The 24279-nt window shown below is 72.3% G+C and carries 27 protein-coding genes and 1 pseudogene; 23 read left to right on the top strand and 5 right to left on the bottom strand.

The window, feature by feature from the left end; translation table 11 throughout:
- Positions 1-8: 8 nt before the first annotated feature.
- Positions 9-677, top strand: a complete 669-nt coding sequence (locus ACFWU9_RS07895) for a DUF2567 domain-containing protein (RefSeq protein WP_384315518.1) — start codon at positions 9-11, stop codon at positions 675-677.
- A gap of 19 nt (positions 678-696) precedes the next feature.
- Here ACFWU9_RS07895 and ybaK read toward each other — a convergent pair whose 3' ends face one another.
- From ybaK to ACFWU9_RS07915, 4 genes are all read right to left on the bottom strand, one after another.
- A complete protein-coding gene (gene ybaK, locus ACFWU9_RS07900; protein WP_384315519.1) occupies positions 697-1197 on the bottom strand; it encodes a Cys-tRNA(Pro) deacylase in 501 nt (166 codons plus the stop codon).
- A 58-nt stretch (positions 1198-1255) separates the two neighbouring features.
- The gene (locus ACFWU9_RS07905) at positions 1256-1996 is read right to left on the bottom strand and encodes an LON peptidase substrate-binding domain-containing protein (protein ID WP_384315520.1); all 741 of its coding nucleotides are present in this window, start codon (positions 1994-1996) and stop codon (positions 1256-1258) included.
- A gap of 5 nt (positions 1997-2001) precedes the next feature.
- Positions 2002-3030 (bottom strand): hypothetical protein, encoded by a 1029-nt coding sequence (locus tag ACFWU9_RS07910; RefSeq protein WP_384315521.1) that lies wholly within the window; start codon positions 3028-3030, stop codon positions 2002-2004.
- Between the two features lie 113 nt (positions 3031-3143).
- Positions 3144-4763: an oxidoreductase gene (locus ACFWU9_RS07915; RefSeq protein ID WP_384315522.1), complete on the bottom strand. Its 1620-nt coding sequence runs from the start codon at positions 4761-4763 to the stop codon at positions 3144-3146.
- Between the two features lie 300 nt (positions 4764-5063).
- On the opposite strand from ACFWU9_RS07915, the gene hisD reads away from it, so the two are divergent.
- The 11 genes from hisD (at position 5064) to ACFWU9_RS07970 (ending at position 14229) form a co-directional block, all read left to right on the top strand.
- On the top strand, positions 5064-6425 hold the full coding sequence (gene hisD, locus ACFWU9_RS07920) for a histidinol dehydrogenase (protein ID WP_384315523.1): 1362 nt from the start codon (positions 5064-5066) through the stop codon (positions 6423-6425).
- Positions 6422-7531 (top strand): histidinol-phosphate transaminase, encoded by a 1110-nt coding sequence (locus ACFWU9_RS07925; protein ID WP_384315524.1) that lies wholly within the window; start codon positions 6422-6424, stop codon positions 7529-7531. Before hisD ends, ACFWU9_RS07925 begins: the two co-directional genes overlap by 4 nt.
- On the top strand, positions 7528-8121 hold the full coding sequence (gene hisB, locus ACFWU9_RS07930; RefSeq protein ID WP_384315525.1) for an imidazoleglycerol-phosphate dehydratase HisB: 594 nt from the start codon (positions 7528-7530) through the stop codon (positions 8119-8121). The genes ACFWU9_RS07925 and hisB overlap by 4 nt, the downstream gene beginning before the upstream one ends.
- Positions 8122-8125: 4 nt before the next feature.
- A complete protein-coding gene (locus ACFWU9_RS07935) occupies positions 8126-8293 on the top strand; it encodes a hypothetical protein (RefSeq protein ID WP_384315526.1) in 168 nt (55 codons plus the stop codon).
- Positions 8290-8925 carry an imidazole glycerol phosphate synthase subunit HisH gene (gene hisH / locus ACFWU9_RS07940; RefSeq protein WP_384315527.1) on the top strand — a complete coding sequence of 212 codons (636 nt, stop codon included), beginning with the start codon at positions 8290-8292 and terminating at the stop codon, positions 8923-8925. The genes ACFWU9_RS07935 and hisH overlap by 4 nt, the downstream gene beginning before the upstream one ends.
- Positions 8925-9677: a bifunctional 1-(5-phosphoribosyl)-5-((5-phosphoribosylamino)methylideneamino)imidazole-4-carboxamide isomerase/phosphoribosylanthranilate isomerase PriA gene (gene priA, locus ACFWU9_RS07945; RefSeq protein WP_384315528.1), complete on the top strand. Its 753-nt coding sequence runs from the start codon at positions 8925-8927 to the stop codon at positions 9675-9677. The genes hisH and priA overlap by 1 nt, the downstream gene beginning before the upstream one ends.
- Positions 9674-10162, top strand: coding sequence for a RidA family protein (locus tag ACFWU9_RS07950; RefSeq protein ID WP_384315529.1), 489 nt, complete (start codon positions 9674-9676; stop codon positions 10160-10162). The genes priA and ACFWU9_RS07950 overlap by 4 nt, the downstream gene beginning before the upstream one ends.
- Complete coding sequence (gene hisF, locus ACFWU9_RS07955) at positions 10159-10914, top strand: imidazole glycerol phosphate synthase subunit HisF (RefSeq protein WP_384315530.1); 756 nt, start codon at positions 10159-10161, stop codon at positions 10912-10914. Before ACFWU9_RS07950 ends, hisF begins: the two co-directional genes overlap by 4 nt.
- A 279-nt stretch (positions 10915-11193) precedes the next feature.
- Complete coding sequence (locus tag ACFWU9_RS07960) at positions 11194-12060, top strand: alpha/beta hydrolase (RefSeq protein WP_384315555.1); 867 nt, start codon at positions 11194-11196, stop codon at positions 12058-12060.
- A gap of 149 nt (positions 12061-12209) precedes the next feature.
- A complete protein-coding gene (locus ACFWU9_RS07965) occupies positions 12210-12797 on the top strand; it encodes an ArsR/SmtB family transcription factor (protein ID WP_384315531.1) in 588 nt (195 codons plus the stop codon).
- Between the two features lie 82 nt (positions 12798-12879).
- The gene (locus tag ACFWU9_RS07970; protein WP_384315532.1) at positions 12880-14229 is read left to right on the top strand and encodes an MFS transporter; all 1350 of its coding nucleotides are present in this window, start codon (positions 12880-12882) and stop codon (positions 14227-14229) included.
- Positions 14230-14244: 15 nt separating this feature from the next.
- On the opposite strand, the gene ACFWU9_RS07975 is transcribed toward ACFWU9_RS07970, so the two are convergent.
- A complete protein-coding gene (locus ACFWU9_RS07975) occupies positions 14245-14877 on the bottom strand; it encodes a TIGR03085 family metal-binding protein (protein WP_384315533.1) in 633 nt (210 codons plus the stop codon).
- An 83-nt stretch (positions 14878-14960) separates the two neighbouring features.
- Between ACFWU9_RS07975 and hisI the strand changes: the two genes are divergently transcribed.
- The 11 genes and pseudogenes from hisI (at position 14961) to lgt (ending at position 24206) form a co-directional block, all read left to right on the top strand.
- The gene (gene hisI, locus ACFWU9_RS07980; RefSeq protein ID WP_384315534.1) at positions 14961-15362 is read left to right on the top strand and encodes a phosphoribosyl-AMP cyclohydrolase; all 402 of its coding nucleotides are present in this window, start codon (positions 14961-14963) and stop codon (positions 15360-15362) included.
- A gap of 11 nt (positions 15363-15373) precedes the next feature.
- Complete coding sequence (locus ACFWU9_RS07985) at positions 15374-16906, top strand: anthranilate synthase component I (RefSeq protein WP_384315535.1); 1533 nt, start codon at positions 15374-15376, stop codon at positions 16904-16906.
- A gap of 6 nt (positions 16907-16912) precedes the next feature.
- A complete protein-coding gene (locus ACFWU9_RS07990) occupies positions 16913-17596 on the top strand; it encodes a TIGR02234 family membrane protein (RefSeq protein WP_384315536.1) in 684 nt (227 codons plus the stop codon).
- A gap of 132 nt (positions 17597-17728) precedes the next feature.
- Positions 17729-17968: pseudogene (locus tag ACFWU9_RS07995) on the top strand (HGxxPAAW family protein); the annotation flags it as partial.
- 321 nt (positions 17969-18289) lie between these two features.
- A complete protein-coding gene (locus ACFWU9_RS08000; protein ID WP_384315537.1) occupies positions 18290-18736 on the top strand; it encodes a DUF2752 domain-containing protein in 447 nt (148 codons plus the stop codon).
- 125 nt (positions 18737-18861) lie between these two features.
- Positions 18862-19671, top strand: a complete 810-nt coding sequence (gene trpC / locus ACFWU9_RS08005; protein ID WP_384315538.1) for an indole-3-glycerol phosphate synthase TrpC — start codon at positions 18862-18864, stop codon at positions 19669-19671.
- Between the two features lie 7 nt (positions 19672-19678).
- The gene (gene trpM, locus ACFWU9_RS08010; RefSeq protein WP_384315539.1) at positions 19679-19897 is read left to right on the top strand and encodes a tryptophan biosynthesis modulator TrpM; all 219 of its coding nucleotides are present in this window, start codon (positions 19679-19681) and stop codon (positions 19895-19897) included.
- Between the two features lie 176 nt (positions 19898-20073).
- The gene (gene trpB / locus ACFWU9_RS08015) at positions 20074-21366 is read left to right on the top strand and encodes a tryptophan synthase subunit beta (RefSeq protein ID WP_384315540.1); all 1293 of its coding nucleotides are present in this window, start codon (positions 20074-20076) and stop codon (positions 21364-21366) included.
- Positions 21363-22175 (top strand): tryptophan synthase subunit alpha, encoded by an 813-nt coding sequence (trpA, locus tag ACFWU9_RS08020; protein ID WP_384315541.1) that lies wholly within the window; start codon positions 21363-21365, stop codon positions 22173-22175. Before trpB ends, trpA begins: the two co-directional genes overlap by 4 nt.
- A gap of 75 nt (positions 22176-22250) precedes the next feature.
- A complete protein-coding gene (locus tag ACFWU9_RS08025) occupies positions 22251-23096 on the top strand; it encodes a thioredoxin domain-containing protein (RefSeq protein WP_384315542.1) in 846 nt (281 codons plus the stop codon).
- A 102-nt stretch (positions 23097-23198) separates the two neighbouring features.
- A complete protein-coding gene (gene lgt / locus ACFWU9_RS08030) occupies positions 23199-24206 on the top strand; it encodes a prolipoprotein diacylglyceryl transferase (protein ID WP_384315543.1) in 1008 nt (335 codons plus the stop codon).
- Positions 24207-24279 lie beyond the last annotated feature (73 nt).

Below are 24279 nucleotides of genomic sequence, written 5' to 3' on the forward strand. Positions count from 1 at the left end.
ATGGCGGGGTGACAGCACCTCTGACGCCGCCCCACCAGCCCCCGAACGAGGACCCCTGGCAGAAAGCCCAGGGCGCGGGGTCCACGGCCTACCACGCCGCCGACGCGGCGGACCGGACCGAGACCAGGACCGAGCTGAAACAGGCCGCCGTCCTGACGCTGGCCCTGGCTGTCTCCGGCGCCCTGATGGGACTGCTCTGGCTCTGGCTGTCACCCCGGGTGCCGCTGATCGCCGGTGAGTCGGCCGTGTTCCTGAAGGACACGGAGGGCGAGGAGGCGATCGGCGCGGACGGCACGTTCGTGCTGCTGGCGCTGGGATTCGGGGTGGTCAGCGCGGCCCTGGTCTTCCTCTTCCGCCGGCGCGGCGGCGTCCCGCTGGTCGTGGGCCTGGCGCTGGGCGGGCTGCTCGCCTCCGGGCTCGCCTGGCTGGTCGGCTGGAGTCTGGGCCCGGACGACGTGGTCGCGCAGGCGCGCGCGGCGGGGGAGGGCGCGACGTTCGACGCACCCCTGGAGCTGAACGCGCGGGGCGCGCTGCTGGCCTGGCCGGTCGCGGCGATGGTGGTGCACCTGGGGCTGACGGCGCTGTTCGGTCCGCGCGACCCGGAGCCGGAGTGGGTGCCCTTCGGGGCGCCGTATCTGCCGGGTGACCGGGAGGACGGGCCGGAGGGCGGACACTGACGGACCCCGTCGCGGGCCGTCAGACCTTGGCGATCGGGGCGAGCGTCGCCGATGTCAGGGACGTCAGGTCCGAGGGGGACAGTTCGACCTCCAGACCTCGGCGGCCCGCCGACACACAGACCGTCGCGTGGCTTCCCGCCGAGGCGTCGAGCACCGTACGGAGCCGTTTGCGCTGGCCCAGTGGCGAGATGCCGCCGCGTACGTAACCCGTGGTGCGCTCCGCCGCCGCCGGGTCCGCCATCGTCGCCCGCTTGCCGCCCACGGCGGCGGCCAGCGCCTTGAGGTCGAGCGAACCGGAGACCGGGACGACCGCCACCGTCAGCTCGCCGTCGACCTCGGCGACCAGCGTCTTGAACACCCGGTCCGCCGGGACCCCCAGGGCCGCCGCGGCCTCCTCGCCGTACGAGGGGGCCGCCGGATCGTGCTCGTACGCGTGCAGCGTGAACTCCGCCTTCGCCGCCGTCAGCGCCACCGTCGCCGGGGTGGAGCCGGTGGCCTTCTTCGTCTGCTTCTTCGCCAAGGGACGTGTTCCTCGCGTCGGTTGAGGAGCCGGAAGGACAGGAGGGCGCGGTGGGCGCTCAGTTCGGGCTCGTCGGGGAGCGGGTGAGGTCCACGGCCGGCAGCGACGGCAGATGCCGGATCACCGCCGTCTCGGCGCGCAGCAGTTTCAGCTCCTCCCGCAGCCGCGACACGGTGTCCGGGGCCTGGAGCAGCCGCTGTTTGGCCGGGATGTCCAGGACCGCCGCCGCGGCCACCAGATACGAGACGACGGACGGCTCCTCGGGCAGGTCGTCGCCGGTCGACAGCGACCGCTCACGCGCGCCCGCCAGCCGCTTCTGGTAGTTGCGGAACGCCCGCAGGACGCCTTCGGCGAGCGCTCCCGCCCCCTCGCCCGAGTCCTCCTCGATCGCCTCGACCTCGGCGCTCAGATAGGGCCCGCTCGTGTCGACGGAGAGCAGCCGGACGCGGCTGGTGCCGGTGCCCAGCACCTCGAAACTGCCGTCGGGGCGTTCGCGGATGGTGGTCGCGTCGGCGACGCAGCCCACCGGGTGGAAGGCCTTGAGCGGCTCGGTGCCGAAGCCCGCCGCGGGGCCGCGCTCCGGCAGTGATGTGGGATCGGGCATGCCGGACGCGGTCGGCGCGACCTCGTGCCCGTCTCGGATGGCGACCACGACGAAGCGTCGCGGTTCGGACTCGTCTGTCTTGAGCAGGTCGCGCATCATGGCGCGATACCGCTCCTCGAAGATGTTCAGGGGCATGACGAGGCCCGGGAACAACACCGCGTTCAGCGGGAAGAGAGGGAGATGTGCGGTGGTCACAACGCTCAAGCGTAATGGCCGCGCGGGCGCCCTCGGTCTGTCCGGTTCCACAACGGCATCCCGGAGGCCACCTGGAGCCGTACACCGTCGCGTGTCTCCAGGAACTGACCCAGTGGATCGTCGGTCAGCGACGTCCACGGAAACGACGTGGCGTACGGGCCGATCAGCCGGAACTGTTCCAGCGCCTCGTCCCATCGGTGCCGCCTGACCAGCACGTACGCCAGCAGATTCCGCACCTCCGCCGGCCAGGGGTCGCCCACCACGTACACGGACGACAGCAGGATCGCCTGGTCGCAGGCCGCGTCGATCCGGTCCGTCGTCAGGGAGGTGAGGTCGTCGCCCAGCAGCCGGCTGAAGGCGGCCCGCATCGGAAGTGCCTTCACGAGTGACCCGGGCAGCGCGTCCTCGGCGGCCTGTTCGGCGAAGTCGAAGCACTCCTGGTGCGAACCGTGCCACTGGCCGGAGAGGTACTGGAGCGCCGCGACATGGCAGCCGTAGTGGTGCGAGGAGCGGCGCACCGCCTCCTCCCACAGCGACTCGAAGGCCAGGTGGCCCGCGTGCGTGCCGCGCGCGTGGTCGAGCGCGATCCGCCACGGCACCGGGTCGCGCGGGTCGCCGTCGGCCGCCGCGTCGATCAACGGGCCCAGGTCGCGCAGCAACTCGACGCGGGCCGGGGACTCCCAGGCCTTGCGCACCCCGAGTTCGGCCCTGACGACGAGCGCGTCCGGGTCGCCGGGCGAGGCGGCGAGCCAGTGGGCGAGCCATTCGTGGCGGTTGTGGGCGAAGGCGGCGAGCCGCGTCACATAGCGGTCGCGGTCCTCCCACTCGGCGGATTCGCGCGTGGACGCCAGCAGCTTCGCCGCGTGCTCGTACTCGCCCAGGGCGGCGGAGACGAGCGCCGGGGCGAGCCGGTCGTCGGGGGCGTCGAGCAGTACCGCGTCGTCCGGCGGCAGCCCCTCGGCGAGCCGCGGGGTGTGCCGGAGCATGCGCGCGGTGCTGATCAGGGCGCGAATCAATGACATGGTGCGGACCATTGAAAACCGCAGGTCGCAGGGGCGCCAGAGGGCATATGTGAAGCTTTGGTGGGGGGTGAAAGGTTGTCTTCGGGCAGGTCAAGGGAGAGCAAAGAAAGCAGGCGAGCCCTGTGTCAGCCGCGACGCAAGAGGCGTGAAGCACCTGCTGCGACTGTTGTGGCGAGGATCCAGCCGAGCAGGATCATCACCGCCGCGAGCCACTGCCAGCCGCCCTCCGGCCGCCAGTGCCCGTCCTGGCCCAGATCGATCACCGGCACCAGCAGATCCAGGACGTAGAGGGCCGGATTCCACGCCGCGTGCTCCTCGGACTTGATCGGATCCGGGGGGTGCCGCGCGAAGACGAACGTGCCCGCCGCCCACAGCATGGCCATCCACAGCGCCGCCCGGCCCGGCCGGTAGCCGTACGCCACCGTCCAGTCCTGGATGAAGCCCCACACCTTCCCCGCGACCGGCAGCGTCTCGCGCCGCCGGCGCTGCTTGGCGAGCAGCACCTCGCGGGCGTCGGCGTCCTCGCCGCTGTTGCGCATCACCTGCGCGAGGCGTTCGTACGGCTCCGGTGAGTACTCCGGGGTCGCCGAGTCCAGCCACTCCAGCCGCCGGTTGAGCGGGAAATGACCGGACGGCACCACGTTCTCGTAGACGAAACCGCCCATCGCCAGACCGCCGGGGCCCGGCCAGCTCGTGGAGAGGTCCATCAAGGTGATGATCTTGGCGCCGTTCAGCACGACCCGGCCCTCCAGCGGGCGCTCGCACTGGAAGCGCAGCTCCGTCGCCGTGATCCGGCGCAGCGACAGCTCCTCGCCCGGCGACATCAGGAAACGGGCCTGGTGCAGGTCGATCGTGTCGCCGAACCTGCCGTCGTCCAGCCGCACCCCGCCGTAGCACTCGAAGCGCCGGATCTCCGTGCCCGGCGGCAGCGACGCGGGACTGGCCCTGTTGCCGGTGTAGACCGTGCCGTACGGCGGGGTGGAGTTGGCGTTGCCCGTCGCGATGCTCACCACCGCGCCCGTCAGGTAGAGCGAGCGCTCCACGGTCAGCTGCGGCGCGTTGAGCGCGCGGCGCTCGCCCGCCGCGCGCAGCCGGCTGCCGCGCAGCATCAGCGAGCCGCCGACCTTCGAGCCGCGCAGACTGAACTCCCCGTGCGTCTCTATCTGTTCGGCCTGGAGATCCTGGCCGACCGACATCCCGTCGGCGGCTATCGACCGGTTGCCGCTGTCCGGCCGGACCGATATCTGGCTGATCAGCAGGTCCGTGCCGATCTGCGCGTCGGTGAGCCGGATACCGCGCGCGACCTGGCAGCGCGGCAGATGCAGATCTCCCTCCGTGCGCAGCCGGGCCGCCTCCAGCCGCGGGATCACACAGCCCACCAGCCGCAACGTGGTGAAGTGGCACTCCGGCAGGACCAGTTCCCGCTCGAAGCGGCAGTAGGTCAGCTCCACGTACGGCTCGACATTGCCGCCCGCCAGATCCAGCGACCCGCTGATGTAGGCCCCGCGCAGCTTGAGCGCGGCGACCCTCCCGGGGCGCGCCGACGGACCGCTGAGGAGCAGCAGCGCGACCACCCGGGCGCGCACGCTGCGGTGTTCGCCCCAGGGGCCTGCCGCGGCCGGATCGTTGAGCAGTGGACTCGGCACGCTCAGGTCGTAGGTGCTGCCGTTCCGGAACGCCTGCCACATGCCGAGTTCTGTGGCCGAGAGCCAGTCCGGAGCTTCGTCGTCGTGCGGCTCGGACACTGCCGCGCCTCTCTTCCCCGTTTGCCGTGCCGTGCTGCGCGCCGTACCTCGATGGGTGCCCTACCGCGTGCTCCGTCGTGGTGCCGTCGTGCGCTGTCGTCGTACTCAGTCGTCGTGTGACTCCCGGGCAGCCGTCGCCGTACGGGGCTGCTGTTGTGGGGTCGTACGAATGTCCTTCCCTCTGAGTGACCGATTGAACGCCAATCGTCAACATTAGTAGCCGTGAGTGACATTCAGGGCTCATATCAGCCAGTGATACGGGCGACCGGAGGCCGGATCAGGTCTGCGAGAATTGACCGCGTGATCTCACGAATCGATCTGCGCGGCGACGCCCTTCCCGAGGGCGGCGCCCTGCGCGACCTGCTGCCCCGAGCCGACTTCGACGTGGCGGCCGCCCTGGACAAGGTGCGCCCCATCTGCGAGGACGTACGGCATCGTGGCACGGCGGCGCTGATCGAGTACGCGGAGCGGTTCGACGGCGTGACGCTGGACCGGGTACGGGTCCCCGCCGAGGCCCTCCGCCGGGCCCTGGACGCCCTCGATCCCGCCCTGCGGGCCGCGCTGGAGGAGTCGGTCAGGAGGGCCCGTACCGTCCACCGCGCGCAGCGACGCTCCGCGCACACCACACAGGTCGTGCCCGGTGGCACGGTCACCGAGAAGTGGGTGCCCGTCGGCCGCGTCGGGCTCTACGCGCCCGGCGGACGCGCGGTCTACCCGTCCTCCGTGATCATGAACGTGGTCCCGGCCCAGGAGGCGGGCGTCGGCTCGATCGCCCTCGCGTCGCCACCCCAGAAGGAGTTCGACGGCCTGCCGCACCCGACGATCCTGGCCGCCTGCGCGCTGCTGGGCGTCGACGAGGTGTACGCCGCCGGCGGCGCCCAGGCCGTCGCGATGTTCGCGTACGGCACGAGCGGCCCCGACGGCTGCCCGCCCGCCGACATGGTCACCGGCCCCGGCAACATCTGGGTCACCGCCGCCAAGCGCTACTTCGCGGGCCGTATCGGCATCGACACCGAGGCCGGCCCGACCGAGATCGCCGTCCTCGCCGACGCCACCGCCGATCCGGTGCACGTGGCGTCCGACCTGATCAGCCAGGCCGAACACGACCCGCTCGCCGCCGCCGTCCTGGTCACCGACTCCCTCGAACTCGCCGACGCGGTCGAGCGGGAGCTGGCGCCGCAGACCGCCGCCACCAAGCACGTCGAGGAGCGCATCGCACCCGCCCTCGCCGGCAGGCAGTCCGCGATCGTGCTGGTCGACGGAGTCGAGGAGGGCCTGCGGGTCGTCGACGCGTACGGCGCCGAGCACCTGGAGGTGCAGACCGCCGACGCCGCGGACGTCGCCGCCCGGGTCCGCAACGCGGGCGCGATCTTCGTCGGGCCCTACGCGCCCGTCTCGCTCGGCGACTACTGCGCCGGCTCCAACCACGTCCTGCCGACCGGCGGTTGCGCCTGCCACTCCTCCGGTCTCTCCGTCCAGTCCTTCCTGCGCGGCATCCACATCGTCGACTACACGCGGGACGCGCTCGCCGATGTCGCCCACCATGTCGTGACGCTCGCCGAGGCCGAGGACCTGCCCGCGCACGGCGCCGCCGTCAAGGCGCGTTTCGGCTGGAAAGTGCCGTCGCCCCGGGCGATCACGGAGGAGGTGCCCGAGGCGTGACGAACATCGACGACCTCCCCGTACGCGACGAACTGCGCGGCAAGTCCCCCTACGGGGCGCCCCAGTTGGACGTCCCCGTCCACCTCAACACCAACGAGAACCCTTACCCGCTGCCCGAACCGCTCGTCGAGCGGATCACCGAGCGGGTCCGCGAGGCCGCCCGCGGCCTCAACCGCTACCCCGACCGGGACGCGGTCGAACTCCGCACCCGGCTGGCCGCCTATCTCCGCCGCACCGCCGGGGACCTCCCGCTGACCGCCGCCCACGTGTGGGCGGCCAACGGCTCCAACGAGGTCATCCAGCAGCTGCTCCAGACCTTCGGCGGCCCCGGCCGTACCGCGATCGGCTTCGAGCCCTCGTACTCGATGCACAACCTCATCGCGCGCGGCACCAGCACCGGCTGGATCTCCGGCCCGCGCAACGAGGACTTCACCATCGACACCGGCGCCGCCGAGCGGGCGATCACCGAGCACCGCCCCGACGTCGTCTTCATCACCACCCCCAACAACCCCACGGGCACCGCCGTCGACGCCGCGACCGTCGTCCGGCTGTACGACGCGGCGCAGGCCGCCCGGCCGTCACTGGTCGTCGTCGACGAGGCCTACGTGGAGTTCAGCCACCACCCCTCGCTCCTGCCGCTGCTCGCCGGCCGGCCGAACCTCGTCGTGTCCCGCACGATGTCCAAGGCCTTCGGCGCCGCCGGACTGCGCCTCGGCTATCTCGCCGCCGACCCCGCCGTGGTCGACGCGGTGCAGCTCGTACGCCTGCCGTACCACCTGTCCGCGGTCACCCAGGCCACCGCGCTCGCCGCGCTGGAGCACACCGATACGCTGCTCGGATACGTCGAACTGCTCAAGGGCGAGCGGGACCGGCTGGTCACCGAGTTGCGGGCGATGGGCTTCGAGGTCACCGAGTCGGACGCCAACTTCGTCCAGTTCGGGGTCTTCGACGACGCGGGGCGGGCCTGGCGGACGATCCTCGACCAGGGCGTGCTGGTGCGCGACAACGGCGTCCCCGGCCGACTGCGGGTCACGGCGGGCACCCCGTCCGAGAACGACGCGTTCCTCGACGCGGTACGTACATTGACGAAGGAGCAGAGCGCATGAGCCGTATCGGCCGCGTGGAACGAACCACCAAGGAGACCTCGGTCGTTGTCGAGCTCGACCTCGACGGCACGGGCAAGGTCGAGGTGTCGACCGGCGTCGGCTTCTACGACCACATGCTCGACCAGCTCGGCAGGCACGGCCTCTTCGACCTCACGGTCAAGACCGAGGGCGATCTGCACATCGACTCGCACCACACCATCGAGGACACCGCCCTCGCGCTCGGCGCCGCCTTCAGGCAGGCGCTCGGCGACAAGGTCGGCATCCACCGCTTCGGCAACTGCTCCGTCCCGCTGGACGAGTCGCTCGCCCAGGTCACCGTGGACCTCTCCGGCCGCCCCTATCTGGTGCACAGCGAGCCCGAGAACATGGCCCCGATGATCGGCGGCTACGACACGACGATGACCCGGCACATCCTGGAGTCGTTCGTGGCCCAGGCCCAGATCGCGCTGCACGTCCACGTCCCGTACGGGCGCAACGCGCACCACATCGTCGAGTGCCAGTTCAAGGCGCTGGCCCGCGCGCTGCGGTACGCGAGCGAACGCGATCCGCGCGCCGTCGGCATCCTCCCGTCCACGAAGGGCGCGCTCTAACTCCATGACAGGTCTCAACACCATCCTGATCGTCCTCGGCCTGTTCCTGGCCGGCGGCGTCTACTCCTTCGCCAAGCAGAAACAGCCCACGGGCGTCGTCGTCCTGCTCGGCATCTGCTCCGCGCTCTGTCTCCTCGCGGGTATCCTCCGTATCCAGGGGCTCTGGGAATGACCAAGAACGTCGTCATCCTCGACTACGGCTTCGGCAACGTCCGTTCGGCCGAGCGCGCCGTCGCGCGCGCCGGGGCGGACGTCGAGATCACCCGTGACTTCGACAAGGCGATGAACGCCGACGGGCTGATCGTCCCCGGCGTCGGCGCCTTCTCCGCCTGTATGGAGGGGCTCCGCGCGGCGCGCGGGGACTGGATCGTCGGCCGCCGGCTCGCGGGCGGCCGTCCCGTCCTCGGCATCTGCGTCGGCATGCAGATCCTCTTCGAGCGCGGCATCGAGCACGGCGTGGAGACCGAAGGGCTCGACGAGTGGCCGGGCACCGTGGGACCGCTCGTCGCCCCGACCGTCCCCCACATGGGATGGAACACCGTGGAGGCACCGGAGGACAGCCGGCTCTTCGCCGGGCTCGACGCCGGTGAGCGCTACTACTTCGTGCACTCGTACGCCGTCCACGACTGGACCCTCGAAGTCACCAACCCCAAGATCCGCGCTCCGAAGGTCACCTGGTCCCGGCACGGCGAGCCGTTCGTGGCCGCCGTGGAGAACGGGGCACTGTGGGCCACGCAGTTCCACCCCGAGAAGTCCGGCGACGCCGGAGCCCAGCTGCTGTCCAACTGGATCGGAACCTTCTGATGTCCGGCACACCCTCCTCCCCCTCCCCGAAGAGGCTCGAACTCCTCCCCGCCGTCGACGTGCGCGCCGGCCAGGCCGTGCGGCTCGTGCACGGCGAGTCGGGCTCCGAGACCAGTTACGGCTCACCGCTGGAGGCCGCGCTCGCCTGGCAGAGCGCGGGCGCCGAGTGGCTGCATCTCGTGGACCTCGACGCGGCGTTCGGCACCGGCGACAACAGGGACCTGGTCGCCGGGATCACCGGCGCCATGGACATCAAGGTCGAACTCTCCGGCGGTATCCGCGACGACGCCTCGCTCACCGCCGCGCTCGCCACCGGCTGTACGCGGGTCAACCTCGGTACGGCGGCGCTGGAGACGCCCGAGTGGGCGGCCAAGGCCATCGCCGAGCACGGCGACAGGATCGCGATCGGCCTCGACGTACGCGGCACGACACTGCGCGGGCGCGGCTGGACCAGCGTCGGCGGTGACCTGTGGGAGACGCTGGCCCGCTTCGACGAGGCCGGCTGCGCGCGGTACGTCGTCACCGACATCGCCAAGGACGGCACTCTCGAGGGGCCCAACCTGGAGCTGCTGAAGAGCGTCTGCGCCGCCACCGACCGGCCGGTCGTCGCCTCTGGCGGCGTCTCCTCGCTCGCGGACCTGCGCGCGATCGCCTCGCTGGTGGAGGCGGGCGTCGAGGGCGCGATCGTCGGAAAGGCCCTGTACGCGAAGGCCTTCACGCTGGAAGAGGCGCTCGCGGAGGTGTCCCGATGAGCGAGACCCACGCGAACGCGGGCACGGAGTCGGGCGGCGCGGCGGGCACCGAGGCGGGCGCGAGCACGAACGCCGGCGCGGCCGACGGGGTGCGCCGCATCGCCTCGGACGGACCCTGGGAGGACGCCTACGGCTACTCCCGCGCGGTCGAACTGCCCGGTGGTCTCGTCCTCGTCTCCGGCTGCACCTCGGTCGTCGACGGACGGATCGCCGAGGGCGGCCCCTACGAGCAGGCCGTCACCGCCTTCGGCGTCGCCGTCAAGGCCCTGCGCGACCTCGGCCTCGGCCCCGAGCACGTCGTCCGCACCCGGATGTATCTGACGCACGCCGGGGACGCCGACGACGTCGGGCGCGCGCACAAGGAGGCGTTCGGTGCCGCACGGCCCGCCGCCCTGATGGTCGTCGTCGCCGGGCTCATCGACCCCAGCCTGGTCGTCGAGGTCGAGGTGGAGGCCTTCCGCGCACCCTCCGGAGGCCCGGCATGAGCCTCGCCGTCCGAGTCATCCCCTGTCTGGACGTGGACAACGGCCGGGTCGTCAAGGGCGTCAACTTCCAGAACCTGCGCGACGCCGGTGACCCCGTCGAGATGGCCAGGCTGTACGACGCCGAGGGCGCCGACGAGCTCACCTTCCTCGACATCACCGCCTCGTCGGGGAACCGCGAGACCACGTACGACGTGGTGCGCCGCACCGCCGAGCAGGTCTTCATCCCGCTCACGGTCGGCGGCGGGGTCCGCACCCCCGAGGACGTCGACAAGCTGCTGCGGGCGGGCGCCGACAAGGTCGGCGTCAACACCGCCGCGATCGCCCGCCCGGACCTCCTCCGGGAGATCGCCGAGCGCTTCGGCCGCCAGGTGCTCGTCCTGTCGGTCGACGCGCGGCGTACGCCGGAGGGCACCTTCGAGGTCACCACGCACGGCGGCCGCCGGGGCACCGGCATCGACGCCGTGGAGTGGGCGCACCGCGCGGCCGAACTGGGCGCGGGGGAGATCCTGCTGAACTCGATGGACGCGGACGGCACCAAGGACGGGTACGACACGGAGATGATCGCGGCCGTACGCGCGCGGGTGAGCGTTCCGGTCATCGCCTCGGGAGGCGCGGGCACCCTCGCCCACTTCCCGCCGGCCGTCGACGCCGGCGCGGACGCCGTACTGGCCGCCTCGGTCTTCCACTTCGGCGATCTGCGGATCTCCCAGGTCAAGAAGGAGCTGCGGGACACGGGTCACGCGGTGCGCTGAGCACCCCCGTATCCGCGGTAGTCGGATCTACGTACGCGAGCCGCCCCGGAACGATCCGTTCCGGGGCGGCTTTGCGTCAACACGCGTGAACCCACCGGTGCGCGGAGCGGGTTGGCGGGGGATGGTGCTGGGGTCACCCGCCAGTCCGCTTCCACCGAGAGGACCCCCCTCGTGCAGCAGCTCTCCACCGGCGACAGCGCCGCGGGCCGCGCTCGCCCCGTCTCTCGTTCGCGTTCCCGGTCGCGCTCGCATGCCCCGTTCCGCGCCTGGAGCCTCGCGCTGACCACCGGCGCCGCGACCGCCGCCCTGTTCGGCGGGCTCGTCCCCGGAGCCCAGGCGGCCCCCGCGCCCGGGGCGCTCGCCGCCAACCCCTACGAGCGCGGCCCCGACCCCACCGTCTCCAGCATCGAGGCGGCCCGTGGTTCGTACGCGGTCTCGCAGACCGCCGTCTCCTCCGGCAGCGTCAGCGGCTTCGGGGGCGGCACCATCTACTACCCCACCTCCACGGCGGACGGCACCTTCGGCGCGGTGGCGATCGCCCCCGGGTTCACCGCCACCCAGTCCAGCATGGCGTGGCTCGGTCCCAGACTCGCCTCACAGGGCTTCGTCGTCTTCACCATCGACACGCTCTCCACGCTCGACCAGCCGGCCTCACGGGGCCGTCAACTCCTCGCCGCGCTCGACCACTTGAGCCAGAACAGCACGGTGCGCGGCCGGATCGACGCGTCCCGGCTCGGCGTCATGGGCCACTCGATGGGCGGCGGGGGTTCGCTGGAGGCGGCCAAGACCCGTACGTCGCTGAAGGCGGCGATCCCGCTGACCGGCTGGAACACGGACAAGACCTGGCCCGAGCTGCGGACGCCGACCCTCGTCGTCGGCGCGGACGGCGACACGGTCGCCCCCGTGGCCACGCACTCGGAGCCGTTCTACGAGTCGCTGCCCGGCTCGCTCGACAAGGCCTATCTGGAGCTCAACGGCGCCACGCACTCCGCGCCCAGCTCGTCGAACACGACGATCGCCAAGTACAGCGTCTCCTGGCTGAAGCGGTTCATCGACGACGACACCCGCTTCGAACAGTTCCTCTGCCCGCTGCCCCGGCCGAGCGCCACCATCGAGGAGTACCGGGGGAGTTGTCCGCTCGGCTGACCTCGACCGCCCGGCGCCGACCCCGTACACGACTCAAGGCCCCCGCACCGGGCACGGTGCGGGGGCCCTCCGCTGCCCGCGCCGAATCCGCAGGATTTATTGCGCAACTAATGTTGCGCAACTTTCCTTGCGTATCTACCGTGGACCGTATGACAGCGAAGGAATCGCGCCGAATCGACGACCTGGCCACCCTCAAGGCGTTCGGCCACCCCCTGCGGATGAAGCTCTACCGCGCGCTCTACGTCGCCCGCACCGCCACCGCGTCGCAGCTCGCCGAGCAGGTCGACGAGGCCGTCTCGCTCATCAGCTACCACCTGCGCAGACTCGCCGACTACGGCCTGATCGAGGAGGCGCCGGCGCAGGGGCGGGACGGGCGCGAGCGCTGGTGGCGGCCGGCGTCCGAAGGGCTGAGCTTCCGCGACGAGGACTTCCGGGACGCGCCCGAGGCCGTCGCCGCACACGCGGCCGTGGGACGCCTGTCGTTCGAACAGCGCTCGGACCTCTACCGGAGCTACCTCGACGCCCAGTCGGGCTGGGCGCCGGAGTGGCGCGGCGCCTCGTTCAGCAGCGAGTACCTGGCGCGCCTCACCGCCGGACAACTCGCCGGGCTCGGCGCCGAGATGCACGAACTGGTCAAGCGGTACGAGGAGTTGGGCCGGGCCGCCGAGGAGGCGGGCGACACGGAAGGGCGCGAGAACGTCGCCCTGCACCTGTACGGATTCCCCTTCCGCCAGTGACCCCGCACGCGCTCACCGCCCTTCGAGCGGAACCCGCACCGCGCACACCGCCCGCACCCTTCGACGGAAGGTCCGCGTCCTCATGTCCGCGCTCCCGGCCGTTCCCGTAACCGCGGTACGAGCCCCCTCCGCCGTCCCCGAGCGTCCCGCGCACCGCGACCCGAACGTCCTGCGCTGGCTCGCCGCCTACACCCTGTCGATGGTCGGCGACAGCGTCTACTACATGGCGCTTGCCTGGGCCGCCACCCGTTCCGGCGGCCCCACCCAGGCCGGCCTCGTGCTCGCCCTCGGCGCCGTGCCACGCGCTGTCCTGATGCTCGGCGGGGGAGTGCTCGCCGACCGGTGGGGCCCGCGCCGCGTCGTCATCGGGAGCGACGCCGCGCGCTGCGCCGTGATCCTCGCCGTCGCGGTGGTCCTGTTCCTCTCCGCGCCCGGGCTCTGGCTGCTGATCGCCGTGGCCCTGGTCTTCGGTGTCGTGGACGCCCTGTTCCTGCCCGCCGTCGGCGCCCTGCCGCCACGGATCACCGCCCCCGGGCAGCTCACCAGGGTCCAGGGGCTGCGCGGCCTCGCCGCGCGCGTGGCCAATGTGACCGGGGCGCCGATCGGCGGGCTCCTCGTCGCGTTCGGCGGCTCGGCGGCGGCCTTCGCGGCGGCGGGCGCGCTCTTCGCCGTGTCACTGGTCCTGCTCGTCGCCGTACGCGTCGCCCCCCTGCCCACCGACGGAGCGGCCCACACCGGGTCCACCGGCGCCCGGGGCGAACTCGCCGACGGGCTGCGCCATATCCGCCGCAGCCGCGTCCTCGGCCCGCTGATGCTCGTCATCGCCCTCAGCGAGCTGGGCTTCGTCGGCCCGCTCAACCTCGGGCTCGTCCTGCTCGCCGAGCACCGGGGCTGGGGCGCGAGCGGCATGGGCTGGATCGTCGCCGCCTTCGGCACCGGCGCGGGCGGGGCCTCGCTGCTGCTGGCGGTACGCGGCCGGATACCGCGCGCGGGCCTCGTCCTGTGCCTCTCCGTCGTCGCCGGCGCGTTCGCCGTCGCCGCCCTCGCCTTCGTGCCCACCCTCGCCCTCGCCGCCGTCGCGGGCCTCCTCGTCGGGCTGCTCGCCGGATTCGGCGGCGGACTCTGCGGGGCGCTGACCCAGACCGTCACCGAACCCGCGTACCTCGGTCGGGTGACATCCGTCTCGACGCTCTTCACCCTCGGCATCGCGCCACTGAGCTACCCGGTGACCGGCGCCGCCGTCGGGCTCTGGGGCACCGGCCCGGTCTTCGTCGTCAGCGCCGTGATCTGCGCGGCGGGCGGCGCGCTGGGCCTCGCCTTCGCGGGCCTGCGCCGCGCCGGACTCCCCGGCGCCGAGCCGTCTCGCGCCGAGCCGCCCCGGGCCGGACTCCCCGGCGCCGAGCCGCCTCGCGCCGAACCGCCCCGCTCGTGAGTCGTCGGGCCCGGGCTACATCCCGAGCTTCGCCCGCTGGACCTTGTCGACCGCGTCCTTGTCGCCCTCCACCTCCACCCGGGCCGCCTCCTGCCGCCCGAGGACGAACAGCAGCAGCTCGCCCGGCTCCCCGGTGACCGTCACGACCGGAGAGCCCCGGTGCGCCACCGCCGTCTGGCCGTCCGGGCGGCGCAGCACCAGACCCGCCGGCGACCTGCGGCCCATCATCCGGGCGCCCTTCTCCAGCCGCCCCCACAGGGAGTTGGAGAAGACCTTGTCGAGCTCGCGGGGCGTCCAGTCGGGCTGCGCCCGCCGTACGTCCTCGGCGTGTATGTAGTACTCCACCGTGTTCGCCGCCTCGTCGAGCTGCTTGATCCCGAAGGGGGACATCCGGGGCGGCCCCGAACGGATGAGCTGGATCAGCTCCTCGTACGGCTTCGCCACGTACTCGCCCTGCACCCGCTCCAGCCGGGCCCTGAGCGGTCCGATCACCGATCCGCCCGCCGCGTCCGGACGGCGCTCACGCACCACCACATGGGCCGCGAGATCACGCGCGGTCCATCCGTCGCACAGGGTCGGGGCATCCGGTCCCACCGACTCCAACAGGTCGGCGAGCAGGAGTCGTTCACGCTTCGCATGGGTCGACATACCCGCCAGCGTACGACCGCCGCCCACCGTCCGCCCAGTGGACGCCGGGGCCGCCCATCGGACACGCGCGGCACAATGGGCCCATGACCAGCGCGACCGGGGGCCCGGCCCCCGCCAGTGGCCTCGACCCCGCCATCGCCGCCCGGCTCAAGCGCGGGGCCGACGGGCTGATTCCGGCCGTTGCCCAGCAGTACGACACGGGCGAGGTGCTGATGCTCGGCTGGATGGACGACGAGGCCCTGCACCGCACCCTGACCACCGGGCGCGGCACCTACTGGTCCCGCAGCCGCCGCGAGTACTGGGTCAAGGGCGACACGTCCGGCCATGTCCAGCACGTCAAGTCCGTCGCGCTCGACTGCGACGCCGACACGATCCTCGTCAAGGTCGACCAGGTGGGCGCCGCCTGTCACACCGGCGACCGGACCTGCTTCGACGCCGACGTCCTCAAGCCATCGACGCCGACGAGGGGCCCCGCCGCCGACTAGGCTCCGCTGCCATGGATCTCGACACCTTCCGCAAGCTGGCGGTCGACCGCCGTGTCATCCCGGTCGGCCGCAGGCTCCTCGCGGACGGCGACACCCCCGTCGGCCTCTACCGCAAGCTCGCCGCCGAACGCCCGGGGACGTTCCTCCTCGAATCCGCCGAGAACGGCCGCTCCTGGTCGCGCTACTCGTTCGTGGGCGTACGGTCCGCCGCCACCCTCACCGAACGGGACGGGCAGACCCACTGGCACGGCACCCCGCCCGTCGGCGTCCCCCTCGACGGAGACCCGCTGGCAGCCCTGCGCGCCACCGTGGAGGCCCTGCACACACCGCGCACCCTCCACGAGCACGAGGCGGACATGCCGCCCTTCACCGGCGGCATGGTCGGATACCTCGGCTTCGACGTCGTACGCCGGCTGGAGAAGAAGATCGGCGACCACGCGCGCGACGATCTGCGGCTGCCCGAGCTGACGATGCTGCTCACCTCCGACCTCGCCGTCCTCGACCACCGCTCCGGCACCGTCCTGCTCATCGCCAACGCGATCAACCACAACGACCTCGACACCGGCGTCGACGAGGCGTACGCCGACGCGGTCGCCCGGCTCGACGCCATGGAGCGGGACCTGGCACGCCCCCTGGACAGCGCGCCCACCGCGCTGCCGCCGTCCGAACTGCCCCCGTACACCGCGCTCTGGGGCGGCGTGGCCTACCAGGAGGCCGTCGAGGACATCAAGGAGCGCATCAGGGCGGGCGAGGCCTTCCAGGTCGTGCCCTCCCAGCGGTTCGAGACCCCCTGCGAGGCCGGCGCCCTCGACGTCTACCGGGTGCTGCGGGCCACCAACCCGAGCCCCTACATGTACCTCTTCCGCTTCGACGGCTTCGATGTCGTCGGCTCCAGCCCGGAGGCGCTCGTCAAGGTCGAGGACGGTCACGCGATGGTCCACCCCATCGCCGGCACCCGCCCGCGCGGCGCGACCCCGCAGGAGGACCAGGCCCTCGCCGACGAACTGCTCGCCGACCCCAAGGAGCGCGCCGAGCACCTGATGCTGGTCGACCTCGGCCGCAACGACCTGGGGCGGGTCTGCGAACCCGGCAGCGTCGAGGTCGTCGACTTCATGTCCGTCGAGCGCTACTCGCACGTCATGCACATCGTCTCGACCGTCACCGGCCGGGTGGCCGAAGGCCGTACCGCTTTCGACGTACTGACCGCCTGCTTCCCCGCCGGCACCCTCTCGGGCGCCCCGAAGCCCCGCGCCCTGCAGATCATCGACGAACTGGAGCCCTCACGGCGCGGTCTGTACGGAGGCTGCGTCGGCTATCTCGACTTCGCCGGCGACTCCGACACCGCCATCGCCATCCGTACGGCCCTGCTCCGGGACGGCACCGCCTACGTCCAGGCGGGCGCCGGCGTCGTCGCCGACTCGGACCCCGTCGCCGAGGACACCGAGTGCCGCAACAAGGCGGCGGCGGTGCTGCGCGCCGTCCACACCGCGAACCGGCTGAGCGGGCCCTACCCGGGCCCGTCCGAGGCCGGGCCGGAGCGGTAGGGGATAGTGGGGCGGGTGAGTGCCGTACCGATTCCCCAGCCCCGCGCCGAGACCACGGCGGACGCCACGAGAAGGCGCGCCGGCCGAAGTCTCGGCATCGCCCTTCTCCTCGGCGCCGCCGGCTGCGCCGTGGTGCTGATCGCCTCCGGCCAGACCTGGGCCGAGGGCAGCGCCGCGGTCGCGGGCGCCCGCGTGTCGCTCCACGCCGGTGGCCGTGATGTCACCGGCGTCCCGGCCGCGCTCGCCATCGCGGGCCTCGCCGCCCTCGTCGCCGTCTTCGCCGTCCGTACGGGCGGCCGGCTGCTGGTCTCCGCGCTGCTCACCCTCAGCGGCGCGGGCGCGGCCGTCGCCGCGTTCATCGGCGCGGGCGACAGCTCGGCGCTCGACGACCGGGCCGCGCGCACGACGGGCGACACCGCCGCGACCGTCGCCGCCCTGACCCACACCGCCTGGCCCTATGTGACGGCGGCCGGCGGCGTACTGATCCTTCTCGCCGGACTGCTGGCACTGCGATACGGATCACACTGGCCCACCATGTCCGGCCGCTACGAGCGCGACGGCACCCCGCGCGCCGCCCGCGTCCGAGGGCCCTCGGCCAGGCCCGCCAAGGCCGGCGGGCCCGCGGCCGATCCCGACCGGCCCGAGGACATCTGGAAGGCGCTGGACCGCGGCGAGGACCCCACGGGCTGACCGGTGCCCGCGGCCCGGACCCCTGGGCGGGGAGCGCCGAGGCGGTGCGGGACAATGAACGGTGAGCGTCCGACTCAGCCGGTGCGCGACCCCAGCGCCACAGCAGCACATCAGCAAACGAGGAGCGAATTCATGGCGGGCAGCAGCCACGGACACACCCCGGCCGCCTGGACCGGTGTCACCATCTCTGTCATCGGCTTCGGCATCGCAGGCGTCTTCATGGTGGCCGCCGACCCCGTCGGGTTCGTGGGCGGCCTCGCGGTCGTCCTCCTCGGCGGCATCGTCGGCCTCGCCATGCGGGCCGCCGGCCTCGGCGCCGTGAAGGAGTCCGAAGCGGCGAAGCAGGCCCGGGTGGAGGCCGCCCGGGCGTCCCTGGACCGTGCCGAGCGTGAGGCCGCGGAGCGTGGCGAGGGCCACCCGACCGGTCAGCCGCAGACCGAGCGGCCCGAGCAGACCGCTCCGGCCGCCCCGGCCACCGCCGAGCCGGCGAAGCAGACCGCGTAGCCGACCTCCAAGCCGGTACGGGAACGTACCGCGCGCGTCGACACGAAGGCGCAGCCCCGCCGTCGCCGGGCTGCGCCTTCGTCGTACGCCGTCGTACGTCTTCGCACGCCGTCGTTGGACGAGTCATGGCGGCCACGCGCGTACGGAACCCGGCTGCGCTTTCCACCCCCGGCGGGGGACAATCACCCGGTGGACGCCCTGCCTGCACCCGCCGCGCCGCCCCCGGCACCCGCTCCGGCGACCCGCGCCCGGCGGCTCCTCGCCCCCCTCGGCACACTCGCCGGCGTCGCCGCCGCCTTCACCTACGTCGGCCTGGTCGACCCCAACGAGAGCGGCCACTACCCGGTCTGCCCGCTGCTCAGCATGACCGGCTTCTACTGCCCCGGCTGCGGCGGTCTGCGCAGCGCGCACGCCGTCGCGCACGGCGACATCGCCGCAGCCCTCGGTTCCAACGCGCTCGCCGTCGTCGGCTACGCGATCTTCGCGGTCGTCTGGCTGATGTGGCTGATTCTCGTCGTTCGCGGAACACGCCCGCGCGTCTCGGTGCCACCCTTCTCCGGATGGGCCGTCGGTGCGGTCGTCGTGGTCTTCATGGTGGTACGGAACCTGCCTTTCGGCTCGTCGCTCGCCCCGTGAAGTGCCAGGTGGTGGGAGGGTGGCCCGGCGGATGCGGGCACCCGGCCCTCCTCCGGATACCATCGACATGGCTGATCCTGATCCATGGCCGAATCCGACACCGTTCCCGGAAGGGGGCCGCTCGCGTGAGTGTGCTCGACGAGATCATCGAAGGCGTACGCGCCGACCTCGCGGAGCGGCAGGCGCGCGTCGGCCTCGACGAGCTCAAGGAGCGCGCGGCCAAGGCGCGGCCGGCCAAGGACGGCGTCGCCGCCCTGCGCGGTGAGGGCGTCACGGTGATCTGCGAGGTGAAGCGCTCCAGCCCCTCCAAGGGCGCGCTGGCCGCGATCGCCGACCCCGCCGGACTGGCCGCCGACTACGAGGCGGGCGGCGCGGCCGCCATCTCCGTACTGACCGAGCAGCGCCGCTTCGGCGGCTCGCTGGCCGACCTCGAAGCCGTCCGGGCCAGGGTCGACATCCCCGTCCTGCGCAAGGACTTCATCGTCACGGCGTATCAGCTGTGGGAGGCGCGGGCGTACGGCGCCGACCTCGCCCTGCTGATCGTCGCCGCCCTGGAGCAGCCCGCGCTCGTCTCGCTCATCGAGCGTGCCGAGTCCATCGGACTCACCCCCATCGTCGAGGTCCACGACGAGGACGAGGTGGAGCGCGCCGTCGACGCCGGGGCGAGGATCATCGGGGTCAACGCGCGCGACCTGAAGACGCTGAAGGTCGACCGGGGCACGTTCGAGCGGGTCGCCCCCGAGATCCCGGACGGCATCGTCAAGATCGCCGAGTCCGGTGTGCGCGGACCGCACGACCTCATCGCGTACGCCAACGCGGGCGCCGACTCGGTGCTCGTCGGCGAGTCCCTCGTCACCGGCCGCGACCCGAAGACCGCCGTGGCCGACCTGGTCGCCGCCGGCGCCCACCCCGCACTGCGGCACGGGCGGAGCTGACCCCCCGATGCCCGTTCCCGTCTCCGGCAGGCCGGTCCCCGTGCCCGCGCCCCACGCGCCCCTGGCGCGCGGGTGCCGGCCGCGCGGCTGCCGGGCCCCGGCCAGACGGGTGCACGGACGGCGGGTGCGGTACGTGATCGGCGACGAACCCGGTCAGGTCAACGGGATGCGATGGCCCCGGGCCGCGCTCCGGCGAGGCCCTTCCGACCGCGACCACCGCGCGTAGGCGGAGAACCGCCGCGCGGCCGCGTGGACGGCGTGAACACGTCGTCGCGCCGGGTCGACGCGCGCGGAAGGCCGGTCGTGACGACCCGCGCCCCTTCCGGCCGTGCCGGTCACGGGGCCGACCCGCCCATGGCGCATACGGTGCACCCCACTCGTCGCTTCACGAGGAGATCATCCGTGACGTCCGCTTCCACCGGTTTCCCTGATTCATCCGGATCTTCCGTTTCCTCCGGTTCCTCCGGGTTCTTCATCCCCGACCCCGTGGGCCTGAGCCCGAACCCCGACGGCTACTTCGGCGCGTTCGGCGGCAAGTTCATCCCCGAGGCGCTCGTCGCCGCCGTGGACGAGGTCGCCGTCGAGTACGAGAAGGCGAAGGGCGACCCCGCCTTCGCGGCCGAACTCAACGACCTGATGGTCAACTACACCGGCCGCCCCAGCGCCCTCACCGAGGTCCCGCGGTTCGCCGAGGAGGCCGGCGGCGCCCGGGTCTTCCTCAAGCGGGAGGACCTCAACCACACCGGGTCCCACAAGATCAACAACGTGCTCGGCCAGGCGCTGCTCACCAGGCGCATGGGCAAGACCCGCGTCATCGCCGAGACCGGCGCCGGACAGCACGGCGTCGCGACCGCGACCGCCTGCGCCCTGTTCGGACTCGAATCCACCATCTACATGGGCGAGATCGACACCGAGCGACAGGCGCTGAACGTCGCCCGGATGCGCATGCTCGGCGCCGAGGTCGTACCGGTCAGGTCCGGCAGCCGCACCCTGAAGGACGCCATCAACGAGGCGTTCCGCGACTGGGTCGCCAACGTGGACCGTACGCACTACCTCTTCGGCACCGTCGCCGGACCGCACCCCTTCCCCGCCATGGTGCGCGACTTCCACCGCGTCATCGGCGTCGAGGCGCGGCGCCAGATCCAGGAGCGGGCGGGCCGGCTGCCCGACGCGGCCGTCGCCTGTGTGGGAGGCGGCTCCAACGCGATCGGTCTCTTCCACGCGTTCCTCGCCGACGAGGCCGTACGCCTGGTGGGCTGCGAGCCCGCCGGACACGGCATCGCGACCGGCGAGCACGCGGCGACGCTGAGCGCGGGCGAGCCCGGCATCCTGCACGGCTCGCGGTCCTACGTCCTCCAGGACGAGGAGGGCCAGATCACCGAGCCGTACTCGATCTCGGCCGGGCTCGACTACCCGGGCATCGGCCCCGAGCACGCGTACCTCAAGGACAGCGGGCGCGGCGAGTACCGCGCCGTGACCGACGACGACGCGATGAAGGCGCTGCTGCTGCTCTCCCGCACCGAAGGCATCATCCCGGCCATCGAGAGCGCGCACGCGCTCGCCGGTGCGCTGGAGGTCGGCCGTGAGCTGGGGAAGGACGGCCTCATCGTCGTCAACCTCTCCGGGCGCGGCGACAAGGACATGGACACCGCCGCCCGCTACTTCGGGCTGTACGACGGGGAGAGCGCCAAGTGAGCGGGAACATCCAGCTGTTGAGCGACACCCTCGCCGCCGCGCGCGGCGAGGGACGTGCCGCCCTCATCGCCTATCTGCCGGCCGGGTTCCCGACGGTGGACGGCGGCATCGACGCCGTCAAGGCGGTCCTCGACGGCGGCGCCGACGTGGTCGAGGTCGGGCTGCCGCACAGCGACCCGGTGCTCGACGGCCCCGTCATCCAGACCGCCGACGACATCGCGCTCAAGGGCGGTGTGAAGATCGCGGACGTGATGCGCACGGTCCGCGAGGCGTACGAGGCCACCGGGAAGCCCGTGCTGGTCATGACGTACTGGAACCCGATCGACCGGTACGGCATCGAGCGCTTCACCGCCGAGCTGGCCGAGGCGGGCGGCGCCGGGTGCATCCTGCCCGACCTGCCCGTGCAGGAGTCCGACGTATGGCGCCAGCACGCCGAGAAGCAGGGTCTGGCCACCGTCTTCGTCGTCGCGCCGAGCAGCAGGGACGACCGGCTGGCGAAGATCACGTCCGTCGGCTCCGGGTTCGTCTACGCCGCCTCGCTGATGGGCGTCACCGGCACCCGCCAGTCGGTGGGCGCGCAGGCCCAGGAGCTGGTGCGGCGCACCCGTGCCACCACCGATCTGCCGGTCTGTGTCGGCCTCGGGGTGTCGAACGCGGCGCAGGCCGCCGAGGTCGCCTCGTTCGCCGACGGGGTCATCGTCGGGTCGGCCTTCGTCAAGCTGATGCTGGACGCGTCCGACCACGGGGCGGGGCTGGACGCGGTCCGCGCCCTCGCCGCCGACCTGGCGGAAGGCGTTCGCAAGCGCTGACGGGCGAGGTCGCTCGTACGGGTGGACCTGGGACCGGGGAGGTGCGTACGCGCCTCCCCGGTTCGTTGCTGTGGCGTGAGCGAGAAGAACCGTGAGGCAAAGAGGAGCGCGAGAGAGCGGCTCCAGGAGCAGCGTGAGCAGGAGAAGAGGCGGGAGCGGCGCCGGCGGACCCTCGTCGTCTCGGCGGCGGTGGTGGGCGTGCTGGGCGTGGCGGGGGCGATCGGACTCGTCGCCAGCAACGCGAACAAGGACAAGGGCAAGAGCGGTGCCGCGGGCCCCGTGCTCGCGCCCTCGGGCGCGCAGGGCAAGGACGAGCTGTCGATCCCCGTGGGCAAGGCCGACGCCCCGTCGACCCTCACCGTGTGGGAGGACTTCCGCTGCCCGGCCTGCGGCCAGTTCGAGAACGCGTTCAGGGAGACCATCGAGGAACTGGAGCGCGCCGGTCAGCTCAAGGTCGACTACCACCTCGCCACGATCATCGACGGCAACATGGGCGGCACCGGCTCGCTGCGCGCGGCCAACGCGGCGGCGTGCGCCCAGGACGCCGGGAAGTTCGCGCCGTACCACGACACGCTCTTCCGGAATCAGCCGCCGGAGCCCGACGACGCCTTCGCGGACAACGCGCGGCTGCTGAAGCTCGCGGGCAAGGTCGAGGGCCTGGAGTCCGCCCCCGGCTTCCGTAGCTGCGTGGAGGACGGAAAGCACGACAAATGGGTGGTGAATTCGAACACGGCCTTCCAGAACGGCGGCTTCAGCGGCACGCCGACCGTCCTGCTCAACGGTGAATCCGTCTTCCCCAAGAAGGGCGACGAGAACATCACTCCGGACAATTTCAAGAGATGGGTCACGGACGCCAACAAGGGCAAGAAGCCGGGCACCGCACCGGCGACACCGCCGGACACCGGGGCCTCGCCCTCCTGAGCCGGCACTCCGCGCGGCGGCCTTTCCGCGCGGGCTCGTTATCCAGACGTTGCCGGGCGGGTTGCCGTAGGCCCCGCCCGGCACGGTAGCGTCGGAACTGCCATGGAACTTGCCTATATCCCCAGTCCGTCGAGCGGCGTGGTCCATCTCGGACCACTCCCGCTGCGCGGCTATGCGTTCTGCATCATTCTCGGTGTCTTCGTCGCCGTCTGGTACGGCAACAAGCGCTGGATCGCCCGCGGCGGCAAGGCCGGCACCGTGGCCGACGTCTCCGTCTGGGCCGTGCCCTTCGGACTTGTCGGCGGCCGGCTCTACCACGTGATCACCGACTACCAGCTGTACTTCAGCGACGGTAAGAACTGGGTCGACGCCTTCAAGATCTGGGAGGGCGGCCTCGGGATCTGGGGGGCCATCGCCTTCGGCGCCGTCGGCGCCTGGATCGGCTGCCGCCGCCGGGGCATCCCGCTGCCCGCCTACGCGGACGCCATCGCACCCGCGATCGTGATCGCCCAGGCCATCGGCCGCTGGGGCAACTGGTTCAACCAGGAGCTGTACGGCAAGGCCACCGATCTGCCGTGGGCCGTCGAGATCTCCGACGGGGTGAACCGCGAGGGCGGTACGTACCACCCGACGTTCCTCTACGAGTCGCTGTGGTGCCTCGGTGTCGCGGCCCTCGTGGTCTGGGCGGACCGCCGCTTCAAGCTCGGCCACGGACGGGCGTTCGCGCTGTACGTCGCCGCGTACTGCGTGGGCCGGTCCTGGATCGAGTACATGCGCGTCGACGAGGCGCACCATGTGCTGGGGCTCCGCCTCAACGTGTGGACGGCGATCGTCGTCTTCGTCCTGGCCGTGGTGTACATCGTGCTCTCGGCGCGGACGAGGCCGGGGCGCGAGGAGATCGTCGAGCCCGACCGCGAGACGCTCGGCAAGAAGGCCGAGGACTCCAAGGATTCCAAGGACGGCGAGGACAGGACCGAGGACGACGCCGAGGCCGGCGACGCCAAGGTCAGGATCGGCAAGGGCGACGAGCCCGAGACCGTCGGCGCGTCCACGGACGCCGGGTCCGACGGCGAGAGCAGCACCGACGCGGCGGCGGCCAAGAACGTCTGACCGGCCCATCGCGCCGGTGACGCCACCGGAGAGCCACCGGAAGGGCCGCCGGACCTCCTCAGAGGTCCGGCGG

The sequence above is a fragment of the Streptomyces sp. NPDC058653 genome, assembly GCF_042716895.1.
Classification (GTDB): Bacteria; Actinomycetota; Actinomycetes; order Streptomycetales; family Streptomycetaceae; genus Streptomyces.